The organism is Lactococcus sp. DD01, from assembly GCF_001578715.1.
Classification (GTDB): Bacteria; Bacillota; Bacilli; order Lactobacillales; family Streptococcaceae; genus Lactococcus; species Lactococcus petauri.
This window is the reverse complement of the sequence record NZ_KQ968940.1, coordinates 169,262-181,753: the sequence shown is the minus strand read 5'-3', so window position 1 is coordinate 181,753 and position 12,492 is coordinate 169,262. Positions and strand designations below refer to the sequence as shown.

Annotated in this window: 10 protein-coding genes; 1 reads left to right on the top strand and 9 read right to left on the bottom strand. The window is 39.0% G+C overall.

Going from position 1 to position 12,492, the window contains the following annotated elements; all coding sequences use genetic code 11:
- The first annotated feature begins 175 nt into the window (after nucleotides 1–175).
- A complete protein-coding gene (locus LACDD01_RS08710; protein ID WP_061414463.1) occupies nucleotides 176–907 on the top strand; it encodes an alpha/beta fold hydrolase in 732 nt (243 codons plus the stop codon).
- 15 nt (nucleotides 908–922) lie between these two features.
- Here LACDD01_RS08710 and LACDD01_RS08705 read toward each other — a convergent pair whose 3' ends face one another.
- The 9 genes from LACDD01_RS08705 to LACDD01_RS08665 all read right to left on the bottom strand — a co-directional run bounded on the left by LACDD01_RS08705 (nucleotide 923) and on the right by LACDD01_RS08665 (nucleotide 12,391).
- Nucleotides 923–2,359: a glycoside hydrolase family 1 protein gene (locus LACDD01_RS08705; protein WP_061414460.1), complete on the bottom strand. Its 1,437-nt coding sequence runs from the start codon at nucleotides 2,357–2,359 to the stop codon at nucleotides 923–925.
- Nucleotide 2,360: 1 nt separating this feature from the next.
- A complete protein-coding gene (locus LACDD01_RS08700) occupies nucleotides 2,361–3,806 on the bottom strand; it encodes a glycoside hydrolase family 1 protein (protein ID WP_061414457.1) in 1,446 nt (481 codons plus the stop codon).
- Between the two features lie 14 nt (nucleotides 3,807–3,820).
- Nucleotides 3,821–5,746: a beta-glucoside-specific PTS transporter subunit IIABC gene (locus LACDD01_RS08695; protein WP_061414454.1), complete on the bottom strand. Its 1,926-nt coding sequence runs from the start codon at nucleotides 5,744–5,746 to the stop codon at nucleotides 3,821–3,823.
- A gap of 80 nt (nucleotides 5,747–5,826) precedes the next feature.
- A complete protein-coding gene (licT, locus tag LACDD01_RS08690; protein WP_061414451.1) occupies nucleotides 5,827–6,666 on the bottom strand; it encodes a BglG family transcription antiterminator LicT in 840 nt (279 codons plus the stop codon).
- Nucleotides 6,667–6,847: 181 nt separating this feature from the next.
- On the bottom strand, nucleotides 6,848–7,348 hold the full coding sequence (locus LACDD01_RS08685) for a YcjF family protein (protein WP_061414447.1): 501 nt from the start codon (nucleotides 7,346–7,348) through the stop codon (nucleotides 6,848–6,850).
- A gap of 313 nt (nucleotides 7,349–7,661) precedes the next feature.
- The gene (locus LACDD01_RS08680) at nucleotides 7,662–8,558 is read right to left on the bottom strand and encodes a class II fructose-bisphosphate aldolase (protein ID WP_017370538.1); all 897 of its coding nucleotides are present in this window, start codon (nucleotides 8,556–8,558) and stop codon (nucleotides 7,662–7,664) included.
- Between the two features lie 157 nt (nucleotides 8,559–8,715).
- Nucleotides 8,716–10,656: a threonine--tRNA ligase gene (gene thrS / locus LACDD01_RS08675; protein ID WP_061414444.1), complete on the bottom strand. Its 1,941-nt coding sequence runs from the start codon at nucleotides 10,654–10,656 to the stop codon at nucleotides 8,716–8,718.
- A 364-nt stretch (nucleotides 10,657–11,020) separates the two neighbouring features.
- On the bottom strand, nucleotides 11,021–11,968 hold the full coding sequence (gene hemH, locus LACDD01_RS08670) for a ferrochelatase (RefSeq protein WP_061414440.1): 948 nt from the start codon (nucleotides 11,966–11,968) through the stop codon (nucleotides 11,021–11,023).
- Nucleotides 11,969–12,160: 192 nt separating this feature from the next.
- A complete protein-coding gene (locus LACDD01_RS08665; RefSeq protein WP_061414437.1) occupies nucleotides 12,161–12,391 on the bottom strand; it encodes an LPXTG cell wall anchor domain-containing protein in 231 nt (76 codons plus the stop codon).
- Nucleotides 12,392–12,492 lie beyond the last annotated feature (101 nt).

Genomic DNA, 12,492 nt, shown 5'->3' with positions numbered 1-12,492 from the left:
ATCAAAAAATCTTGGTTTTATAATCTTTTTTTAATAAAACGATTGGTCACTTTATTCTAACAAAAATTATTATTTCACTCAACCAATATGAGCGATTATTTTACAGTTATTTCATTTATTTTACAAGCCCCCATTTCCCAAGCTAATCTGCTATACTAACATCAAGGACAAAATCATGGAAAAATATATTATTACAAGTGATAAGGTGAAAATTTACTATAAAGTTGAAGGTAAAGGACCTACACTTTTACTGTTGCACGGCAACTCACAAAATAGTAATATCTTTAAGCCACTTATCAAAAGGCTAAAAGGTGATTATACTTGCATTTCAATCGATACACGCGGTCATGGAAAAAGTATTTTTAGCGGAAAAAAACTTAGTTTTAATCGTTTAATGGAGGATGTACTTGAAGTGATGCAAGCTGAAAATCTCCAGTCTATCAATCTGCTTGGTTTCAGCGATGGCGCAAATATTGCAATGCTTCTAGCCAGCAAGAACCCTACGCGCATACATCGCTTAATCCTTAACGCTGGCAATTCCACCTATGCTGGACTTTATAGCTTGGTACGCTTCACAGTAAAATCACTCAACATTTGTGCACATTTACTGCGTAGACCTTCACCTGCTTTGCAACTTCTTTTAGAAGATGTGCTTCAAAATATGGATGAACTAGAAAATATCACTGCTCCCACACTTGTCATCAATGGCCAGTTTGATGTGGTTAAAACTGCCCATGCTCATGATATTGCAAAGCATATTCCTAACAGTCAGTTTTTTATTATCCCTTGGGGAAGCCATCTGAGTTTCTATTTTCGTCCCACAAATTTCAGTCAGATTGTCCGTCATTTTCTAGAGGATACTTGGAAACCTCCTGTTAATAAATCTCTCAATAAAAAAACCACTTAAAGTGGTTTTTTTATTTCAAAGTCTTTGACCGTTGGATGCAATAACTTCTTTGTACCAGTCAAATGATTTTTTCTTCGAACGTTTTCCTGTGCCTTGGATTGTATCGTCTAAGTCTACATAAATGAAGCCATAACGTTTGCTCATTTCCCCGGTTGAGGCAGAGACAAGATCAATACAGCCCCAAGGTGTATAACCCATCAAGTCTACACCGTCTTCGACAGCTTCTTCCATAGCCACAATGTGTCTACGTAAATAGTCAATGCGGTAATCATCTTGAATGCTGCCGTCAGCTTCGACTTTATCGATAGCACCTAAACCATTTTCTACTATAAAGAGTGGAATCTGGTAACGTCCATAAAGATCATTTAAGGCGTAACGCAACCCATCAGGATCAACGGCCCAACCCCATTCACTTTCTTTAAGAAACGGATTTTTTACACCCCCGAGTACCATATTCCCACTTGCTTCAACTCCTTCTTGGGTTTTCGATTCTACAGTTGACATATAGTAACTAAAACCGATGTAATCGACTGTTCCTTTTTTCAAAGTTTCCAAATCTTCTTTCGTTATCTCTAAGTCTTCTTTTTTAATTCCATATTTTTTATGAAGTCGATGTGTAAATACAGGATACTCCCCTCGCACTTGAACATCATTACAGAAGTAATTGAATTCTTGAATACTTTGTTGACCAGCTATCTGATTGATTGGATTGGCATCAAAAGCATAAGTTGTCGAATAAATGCTCATACAACCGATGTGTAAATCTTTGTTTAAGGCATGTCCAAATTCTACAGTTAATGCACTTGCAACAAATTGATTATGCCAAGCTTGGAAGACATTCTTTTTATCATCTCCACCATTTGAAGGTACTAAACCTTGACCCAGAGCCGCAAAGAAAGTTGCAGAGTTAATTTCATTGAAAGTCATCCAGTATTTCACTTTGTCTTGATAACGCTCCAACAAAACTTTGGCATAACGAACATAGAACTCAATCAATTCCCGATTTTTCCATCCACCATATTCTTTAGCAAGATGAAGCGGCATTTCATAGTGAGAAATTGTGACTACAGGTTCGATATTGTATTTCAAACATTCGTCAATCAATTGGTCATAGAATTTAAGACCGGCTTCATTAGGTTCACTTTCGTTTCCCTTCGGAAAGATGCGGGACCAAGCTACAGAAAAGCGATAAGCTTTAAAACCCATCTCGGCGAACAAGGCGATATCTTCTTTAAAATGATGGTAATGATCAATCCCTTTGTGGTTGGGATAAACATATTTGTCTTCATCAATGGTCCAGTCAAAGTCTGGTGAATTGAGAATTCCTAAGCGTTCTTTCCCACCTGGCATCGCATCTGCGACCGAAAGTCCTTTTCCATCCACATCAAAGGCACCTTCCAATTGATTAGCAGCTGTGGCACCGCCCCATAAAAAGTCTTTTTTAAATGTCATTTTATTTCTCCCCTAAAATCGTTTCGCCATTTGAGGCAATTACTTCTTTGTACCAGTCAAATGATTTTTTCTTTGTACGTTTTAATGTTCCTTTACCGTCATTGTCCATATCCACATAGATAAAGCCATAACGTTTCCGCATTTCCCCAGTTCCTGCTGAAACCAAATCAATACAGCCCCAAGGTGTATAACCCAGGAGATCCACACCTTTATCAATTGCACGGCTCATCGCCTTGATATGTTTTTGGAAATAATCGATACGATAATCATCATTGATTGTACCATCTGCTTCGACTTTGTCTTCCATACCTAAACCATTTTCCACAACAAAGAGCGGGACTTCATAGCGGTCATACAAGTCCATTAAGGTATATTCTAACCCTGTCGCATCAATCTGCCAGCCATATTCACTGGCTTCCAAGTAAGGATTTGCTGCACCTCCCATCAAGTTCCCCATCGAAGGCTCTGCCCCTTCTTGAGTCGTTACGCAAAGTGTCATATAGTAACTGAAAGTGTACATATCAACTCTTCCTTCTTGGAGCAGCGCATCATCACCTTCTTCTTTTTGGATTTCAATTTTTTTATTTTGAAAGTATTTTTCGATGAGCGCTGGATATTTTCCTTTAACTTGGACATCACCGACAAACTTATTCACAAGCAGGTCGTATTCTTTGGTTTGCAAGATATCTTCTGGGTTTGGTGTAAGAGGGTACATAGTCAAATGAGCAATCATACAGCCAATCTTAAACTCTGGATTAATCTTATGGCCCTCAATGACCGCCTTTGCACTGGCAATAAAAGTATGGTGTAAGGCTTGAAATCTTTTATGCTCATCTTCTGGAATCGCATTGAGCGCAAAATCACCATGTGGATGAAGGCCTAAAACTGTAAGTTCACCGTGTGGCATTGTACCAAAATTTAGTTCGTTAAAAGTGATCCAGTATTTCACTTTATCTTTGTAGCGCTCAAAACATACTTTGGCATAATTCACATAGAAATCAATGGTTTCCCGGCTTAAAAAGCCATCATATTTTTCCATCAATCCCAAGGGAATTTCAAAGTGACTGAGTGTAACCAACGGTTCAATGCCATGTTTCAAACATTCATCAAATACGCGATCATAAAAGAGTAAACCTTCTTCATTAGGTTGCGTTTCGTCTCCCTGAGGGAAAATGCGCGACCAGTTTATACTCAGTCTAAATGTTTTAAAGCCCATTTCTGCAAATAAAGCAATGTCTTCTTTGTAATTATGATAGAAATCAATCGCGCGATGTGAAGGGTAATATGTCTCCTCGTCAAGCACTGGTGTAAAATGACGTTCCTTATTTTTTCCACCTACTGTTTTCATATCAGCTACAGACAGTCCTTTACCACCAACATTATAAGCACCTTCTGCTTGATTGGCCGCGATAGCTCCACCCCATAAAAAGTCTTTTTTAAAGCTCATTTCTCTCTCCTTTTTTATACCGGCTGAACGACCAAACCATCAGCTGTTTTTACAAGACCAGTTAATAACTCTTCTGCTTTATGAATAACTGTCTTGTCAGTGATTACAATATCTGCAAAATCACTGCTATTAGTTATAATAATCGGTACTTGTGTACTGAAACCTGCAGCTTCAATAGCTTCCAAATCAAACTTCAACAATAAATCGCCTTTTTGAATCTTTTGTCCCTGTGAAACAAAGGATTCAAAATATTTTCCTTCTAGCTGCACGGTATCAATACCAACATGTATAAGGAGTTCTGTTCCTTGCTCTGAAATTAAACCAATAGCGTGTTTTGTAGGGAAAACAGTCATCACTTGTCCATCAAATGGGGCATAAACTTCACCAAGTGTTGGCTCAATTACTGCTCCTTTGCCCATCACACCCGCAGCAAAAGCTGCATCATTGGCTTCAGATAATGGAAGGACTTTGCCTTCTAAAGGAGTCGTAATATGTTCTTCACCTACTGCTTGTGATACACGAGTTTGATTATTTGTTGTTTCTTTTGGTTGTTCTTCCTCTGAGTTTTCATCTTCAAAACCAAGAATCCATGTCAAGGCAAAACCTGCGATTACAGCAATGATTGCTAAAATAATCATCTTAACTGCTCCCGAAATATCACCATCTAAACTGATATTTGTTGTGAAACTAAAGACACCTAAGCCGCCCATTGTGTATCCTTTAATACCCATTCCCATAGCAAATGCACCAATAATACCACTTACCACACATGAAGCCCAGAAAGGACGTTTCTTTGGAAGTGTTAGCCCGTAGATTGCTGGCTCTGTTACGCCAAACCATCCTGAAATGAAAGCAGGGATTGCTAACTCACGTAATCGTTTATCTTTTGTTTTCACCATTACTGCTCCCACTGCACCCGTCTGAGCAAATGAAGCACCTGCTGCCGGAATAAGTAATGCAGTTGGTTCACCTTGTGCTAAAGAAATGATGGCAAAAGGAATAAGCGCCCAGTGCAAGCCAAACATAACCAAAATTTGCCACGTAAAGCCTAACACAAGTCCAAAGATAATTGGACTGAAACCTTGCAAGGCGAGAAGTCCTTTCCCTAAAGCATCAGAAGCAATATTCATGACTGGCCCAATAATGAGAAAACCTAAAGGAATTGCAATCAAAGCTGTAAAGAAAGGTGCTAAGAAAAGTTTTACCACGTCAGGGATAATTTTCTTGAGCTGTTGTTCAAGAAAGGCCGCAAAAGCTGTAATAGCGATAATAGGCATAACTGATGAACCATAACCTGCTGCTGGCACTGAAAATGGAATGCCAAAGAAGTTTAGCCCTCCACTCTCAGCGAAAGTTTTTGTGACTGAACCATCCACAAATCCAGGATAAACCAAGGCTGCAGCAATCAGCATCCCAACAAATGGCGAACCGTTAAATTTTTTCATCGCTGTATAGCCGATAAAAATTGGTAAGAACAAGAAAAGTCCATCGCCCATAGAATTAAGGACAGCATAGGTTGATGAAGCCTGGAAGCTTGCACCCAATGCAAAGGATAAAATCGCGTTCAACCCTTTAATCATACCTGCTGCCGCTAAGGGTGCTAAAATAGGCTGGAAAATTCCTGAAATCATTTCGACAAACTTATCGAAAATATTTCCCTTGGCTTTCGTCTGAGAAGAATCCATCTCTAGCTTACCGATAACATTATCTACGTCAGCGCGGACATCAGGAACATGGTTCCCAATGACAACTTGGTACTGTCCCCCAGCTTGCTTGACAGTGACAACACCATTCATCTTCTTCAGTACTTCTGTATTCGCGAGACTTTCGTCTTTCAACTTAAAACGTAGTCGCGTAATACAATTTGTCAATGAGAGGATGTTTTCTTTCCCTCCCACATTTGCTACAATGTCTTTTGCAAGAGCTTCATATTTGCCCATCACAAACCTCCATAATATAATATATTTTTAGAGGTCTCGCCAACTTAATGTCACGATCCATTTGTTACCAAAGTTTAGTTTTATTGGATTTTCTCCAAGATACGTGCCAAATGCACAGTCATGTAAATCTGTTCGCTTTCAGAGACTTCATAATCCCTTGTTTGATTTAAAAATTCGCTCACTTTACGTGTGCCAAGATAAGCATTGGGATATTTGCGCACAATAAGAGCAAAAAGTTCCTTGTCGGTTTCTTCTACTCTAGTACTACCTGCTAAAATCCGCTCCGTAAAGAATTTTAAATGTGTAATGAAGCGTTGGAAGTAAATATCTTGTTCATCAAAGGTGATTTTCAAAGTATACTTTAATGTCGTTAAAATTTCTTCCATAAGCTTGGTCAGCTGCATCGCGTACTCATGACCAGTACCAAGTGTACCGTTAACGATATGCATCGTCAGAAAACCTGCTTCATCTTCTGGCAGCTCTACACCAAATTGTTCTTTGACCTTTTCCAATGCTTTCAAACAGATTTTGAACTCTTCTGGAAAGAAACGTTTAATATCCCAGCGCAGAAAATTCTTCACCGCGATATTTTCTTCAGTACGCAGAAGCGCTGCATGAAGATGGTCCGCAAAAGCAACAAGCGTTGTATCTGAAACTTCCTTATCAAACTTAACTTTAACCTCGGATAAAGTCACCATCGAAAGCTCAATGATAGCACTCGGAATTTCGTTTAAAATCTCCGAAAAACTCTGTATATCTGAACTGGCTTTTAAACCAAAAATCTTTTCGATTTTATCAACCTCAACTGCTTGACCTATTCTTTTCTTGAAACCAATACCAAGCCCCATAAGGATGATTTCTTCATTTCTGCTATTAATTGCTATGACCACATTATTGTTTAGGATTTTTCTGATTTGCACAATTCACCCCTCATTTCACAAAAATAGACCCTATCGCCCCTATGACAAAAATAGAGTACGATAAGGTCTAGCTTAACTTAATAATCACTATCCGTTTTTACGAAACCGCTTTTATATTAGTATACTGTATTATCAAAATCTTGTCAAGGATAAATTTTAAAATAAAAAAAACTGCTAATGACTAGCAGTTTTTATTTTTTTGTTGAATTAAAGTTTTAAGTGTATCTGTCAGTATTCCTTCGAATTTTTCAGTATCTTTCGTGATATCGATGCCTTTTTCTAATGACGCAGCTGCACTCCAGCCAATCGCTTCAGTGATTACCGCAGCTATTGAAGCATTGACCACACTACCTACACCTGGAATCAAAGTAGCCAATGATCTTCCTATATACGGAATCAATGTCACCCTTATAAAGTTTACGACAAATTTATCACTAAACTTCACGTCATAAATATTATAAATATTTTTCAGCATCTTTAACTGAATAGGTACTAAAATTAAAGCATCAGCAATAGGTATCGGCAGAGCACCTACGCCCGCAGCAGTGATCGAGGCTCCGTGAATTGTTCTATGAACCTTAGAAGCTTTATCACTACTTATAGATTTTTTTACCGTTTGAGGTATTTGTCCGTTCATTTCTTTTGAAACTTCTGTATTCTTACGTTTTTTTATTCCTATCATCTCTCCCCCTCATTTCTTCACTATTTATTGTCTGAGCTTCATCGATCTAAGTTTCAGATTTATCCTGCAAATCGTATGTTCTTTGCTCTTCTTTAAGTTTAACATTTTCTTTCAAATTTTTGACTCAATCTGACTTCACTTACTTCCTACTCCGAAGTTCACACGAAAAAAGCTTGCCAAAAGTGACAAGCGTTCTTTTAATCATATTTCAAAAAACTGATTAATCTTGGTTTGCTCACAATCAAAGATTGCTTCGCAGAACAAAAACTATATTTGTTTGCTCACAATCAAAGATTGCTTCGCAGAACAAGGCTTACGCCTTGTTTGCTGAACCGAAAACGTCGATACGTTCTTCAACTGATGCAGTGATTGCGTCGAAACCAGGTTTCAAGAATTTACGTGGGTCGAAGAGTTTTTTCTTCATGTATTCAGCTTCATTAGCGTTAAATTCAACGACGAATTCACGAGTTGCTTTTGCAAATGCAAGTTGGCATTCTGTGTTTACGTTGATTTTAGCTACACCGTTAGCGATTGCTTCGCGGATTTGATCGTCAGGGATACCTGAACCACCGTGCAATACGATAGGAACATTTTTGCCCATAGCTTCAACGAGTGCTTCGTTCAATTTAGTCAAGTGATCGATGTGGAGACCTTTCCAGTTTTCTGGGTAAGGACCGTGGATGTTACCGATACCAGCTGCAAGGAAGTCAACACCAAGTTTAGCCATTGCTACTGCATCTTCGATAGGAGCAAGTTCGCCTTCACCGACGATACCGTCTTCTTCACCACCGATAGAACCAACTTCACACTCAACTGAGATACCTTTAGCGTGAGCTTTTGTGATAACTTCTTCAGCAAGTTTAAGGTTTTCTTCGATTGGAAGGTGTGAACCGTCAAACATCAATGAAGAGTAACCAACTTCGATACATTCCAAAGCATCATCAAAGTGACCGTGGTCAAGGTGAATAGCTACTGGTACAGTGATTCCCATTGATTCTACAAGAGTTTCAATGAGGAGTTTACACATTTTGTAACCACCCATGTATTTAGCAGCACCCATTGAAGTTTGGATAAGTACTGGAGTCTTTTTAGCTTCTGCTGCGCGCAAGATAGCTTGAGTCCATTCAAGGTTGTTTGTGTTGAAACCACCGATAGCGTAACCATTGTCACGAGCGGCTTGTACGAATTTTTCTGCTGAAACGATTGCCATTTCAAATTCCTCCGAATATTTTCTATTACTGTCTTAGTATAGCATTTTGTGAACTATTTTTCTAGTTATAAGTCGTGAATGCGCTTGTATTCTGGTTTTTTTAGAAAATAAAACCTATGGTAATAACAAATAAAAAGAGAGTTTCCTCTCTTTTTTATTATTTAGTACGGCTGTAGTTAGCTACGTCTTCTTGAATATTTTCGATAAATTGCTCCAAGCTAATAACTTCAGTATCTGTTGAACCATAACGGCGAATGTTTACAGTACCATCTGCCATTTCTTGGTCACCCACAACGATTTGATAAGGAACTTTACGTGTTTGGGCTTGACGGATTTTATAACCCATTTTTTCATTTGATTCATCAACAACGATACGCAATCCTTTTTCTTGGAGACGTTTTTTGATTTCCCATGCGTAATCGGCATGAATTTCGTTGTTTACAGGAATGATGATTGCTTGAGTAGGTGCCAACCAAGTTGGGAACGCACCTTTATAAAGTTCAATCAAGTAAGCTGTAAAGCGTTCCAAAGTTGAAATTACACCGCGGTGAATCATGACTGGACGGTGTTTCTCACCATCTGCACCAACATATGTGATGTCAAAGTTTTCAGGGTTAAGGAAGTCCAGCTGGATAGTTGAAAGTGTTTCTTCATTACCTAAAGCTGTCTTAACTTGGATGTCCAATTTTGGTCCATAGAAGGCTGCTTCGCCTTCAGCTTCAACGTAGTCAAGATTCATATCATCCATTGTTGCTTTAAGCATACGTTGTGATTTTTCCCACATTGCATCATCTGGGAAATATTTTTCTGTGTCTTCCGGGTCACGATATGACAGACGGAAGCTGTAATCGTCGATACCAAAATCACGGTACATTTCCATAATCAATTCAAGAATTTTTCCAAATTCTTCTTGGATTTGATCAGGTGTCACAAATGTGTGACCATCATTCAGTTGCATCACACGTACACGTTGAAGACCTGAAAGTGCGCCTGATTTTTCATAACGGTGCATTGTACCGAACTCAGCGATACGGATAGGTAATTCGCGGTAGCTGTGTACGTGGTGTTTATAGATAGCAATGTGCGATGGGCAGTTCATTGGACGAAGCTCCATTTGCTCGCCATCACCCATATCCATTGGTGGGAACATGTCTTCATGATAATGTTGCCAGTGACCTGATTGTTTATAAATGTCCAAGTTCATCAAGTTTGGTGTGTTAACGTGCAAGTAGCCTGCAGCGATTTCACGGTCTTCTACGAAACGTTGGATTGTACGGCGAATAGTTGCTCCATCTGGAAGCCAGTAAGCTGTACCTGCTCCCAAAGAAGCTTCATTGAAGAAGAGATCTAACTCACGACCGAGCTTACGGTGATCACGTTCTTTCGCTTCTTCACGCATTCTCAAGTTTTCTTCGAGGTCTTCTTTATTAAACCAAGCAGTACCGTAAACACGTTGCATCATCGCGTTATCACTATTTCCACGCCAGTAAGCTCCTGCCACATTAAGCAATTTGAAGAATTTAATAAAGCCAGTTGATGGCACATGTGGGCCACGGCAAAGATCTGTGTATTCGCCTTGACTATAGATTGTCAAGCCGCCTTCATCTTCATTGTGTTCTTCGATAAGCTCAAGCTTATAAGGATCACCAGCAAAGATTTCTTTCGCTTCTTCTTTGCTTACTTCTTTACGAATTGAAGGGAAATTTTCTTTGGAGATACGACGCATTTCTGCTTCGATTTTTTCCAAATCATCGTTTGAAATTTGTCCTTCTTCATTATCAGTATCGTAGTAGAAACCATTTTCAATAGCTGGACCTACACCAAGATGAATATTTGGAAAATGACGACGTGCTGCTTGAGCAAATAAGTGAGCTGCAGAGTGACGAAGTAACCCAAAAGCATCTTCATGATCCGGTGTTACAATTTCAAAAGTTGCATCTTCTTTGATTGGACGGGTCACGTCAATAAGTTTGCCGTTGACTTTACCAGCCAAGGCTTTTTTAGCCAAACCAGGTGAGATTGATTTCGCAATTTCAAGTGTTGAGATACCTGCCTCAAATTCTTTGACAGCACCATCTGGGAAAGTGATTTTAATCATATAAGCCTCCAATTTTTTTGTTAACATATTTTAATTTTGGGGATGAGCACTGAGGAAATAAAAAAACGCAAATCAGCTTCCTCTAAAAGGACGCGATTTGCGTGTTACCACCTTCTTAATTTTTTCGGCACAAAAGAGCCTCAAAAACATCTCATCTTTGACGTAACGTGTCAGCCGCGCTTTCTGTTCTCAGAAAGAATTATCAGAGTGGTATCTTTAGCAATCACAATACGAGTTCGCACCACACACTCGCTCTCTTGGAAAGAATTGGTTAAAGACTTGTCTCTAATGACCATTTTAGGATTTTCTTTATCTTTTGTCAAGTCCTTTTGAGTAAGTTTTTTGATTTTTTAGAAAATAATATTTATTTTTCCTCTGCAATCTCTTTGACAAGCTCAGCAAAAGCCATATCTTCATTAAACGGTGAGACATAGACATACTTTTCACCACCATTTTCAAGGAAGTATTCTTTATTTTCCTCTTCAAGCTCTTCAATCGTTTCTAAACAGTCAACTACAAAGCCAGGTGCAACGATAAGAATTTTTTTGACACCTTGTCCTGGAAGTTTCTTCAAGGTATCATCGGTTGCGGGAGTCAGCCATTCGGCGGGGCCAAATTTTGACTGATAGGTTTGATAATGTGGGAAATCGCCAAGTTCTTCCATAATTAAACGTGTCGTTTCCGTGCATTCGTCTGGGTAAGCATCTCCATCCGTTACGTAAGAAAGCGGGATACCGTGGTAAGAAAAGACCACAGCTTCAATGTCCTCTTCATTTGCAAGGGTTTCTTTTATCTTCTCAGCAAAATATTTGATATAGAGAGGTTCTTTATAAAAGGAGCGTATAAACTTTAAATCCACAATATGATCTTTTTTCAAAAAAAAGTTCATGACACTATCAAAGACCGAACCTACTGTTGTCCCTGAATATTGTGGATACATAGGAAGAACCGTTAACTCCTCCACACCTTTACTTAAGAGAGTTTCCAGACTACTTTCAATACTCGGTTCACTGTAGGACATCCCCATAGCTACTTCAATGTCAGGACAGATTTCCTGCAGGTTTTTTTCCTGAGCTGCTGTGTAGGTAAGTAGTGGAAACTCACCGTCTTTGACAATCTTTTCGTAAAGCTTAGCTGATTTTTTCGGCCGAGTATTAAGAATGATACCGTTGAGAAGCGGTTGCCAGAGCAAAGGATGAGTCTTAATTACGCGCCGGTCAGATAAAAATTTCTTCAGATATTTTCTTAGAGCTTGGGCCGATGTATTCTCAGGTGTACCAAGATTAACTAAGAGGATGCCTCTTTTTTTCATGCGATATATGTCTCCTGTATTTTCTAAAATTCAACGGACAATCCAATTATCCTATTTTCTATTTTACCTGAATTTCATAAGTTATTCATTAATATTTTGAGAAAATCTATGACTTAGAGCAAAAATGACAAGAAAAAAACGAGAAAATCCGTATATCTTCTCGTTTTGAAACATTCTTTTCAAGAGTAGAGCTTACTCTTTTTTATTCTTTTTTCGTAAAATAGCTGCGCTGGCTAGAGCTGCTAAGCCAAGGATACCAAGTCCAGAGGCAACCATATCTCCTGTCCTTGGTAATTCTGCTCTTTCATCTACCTTCCTATCAGGAATTGGACTTGAAACTGTATCTGGTGTTGGTACTGGAGTTCGTGCTGGCTCTGGTGTTGGCGTTGGTCTTGGAGTCGGAACTCTTTCTCCCAAAGTCACAACAGCAAGCCCCTCACTAACCTCCCCTTCATAACGATTATGGTGCTCTGCTTGACGCGCAAAGAGGTAGTACTCTGTAGCCGGTATCAGACCTGTGAATG

Coding starts and splice junctions, on each gene's coding strand:
- LACDD01_RS08710 (WP_061414463.1), top strand. CDS start 176: ATGGAAAAATATATTATTACAAGTGATAAGGTGAAAATTTACTATAAA.
- LACDD01_RS08705 (WP_061414460.1), bottom strand. CDS start 2,359: ATGACATTTAAAAAAGACTTTTTATGGGGCGGTGCCACAGCTGCTAAT.
- LACDD01_RS08700 (WP_061414457.1), bottom strand. CDS start 3,806: ATGAGCTTTAAAAAAGACTTTTTATGGGGTGGAGCTATCGCGGCCAAT.
- LACDD01_RS08695 (WP_061414454.1), bottom strand. CDS start 5,746: ATGGGCAAATATGAAGCTCTTGCAAAAGACATTGTAGCAAATGTGGGA.
- LACDD01_RS08685 (WP_061414447.1), bottom strand. CDS start 7,348: ATGATAGGAATAAAAAAACGTAAGAATACAGAAGTTTCAAAAGAAATG.
- LACDD01_RS08680 (WP_017370538.1), bottom strand. CDS start 8,558: ATGGCAATCGTTTCAGCAGAAAAATTCGTACAAGCCGCTCGTGACAAT.
- thrS (WP_061414444.1), bottom strand. CDS start 10,656: ATGATTAAAATCACTTTCCCAGATGGTGCTGTCAAAGAATTTGAGGCA.
- hemH (WP_061414440.1), bottom strand. CDS start 11,968: ATGAAAAAAAGAGGCATCCTCTTAGTTAATCTTGGTACACCTGAGAAT.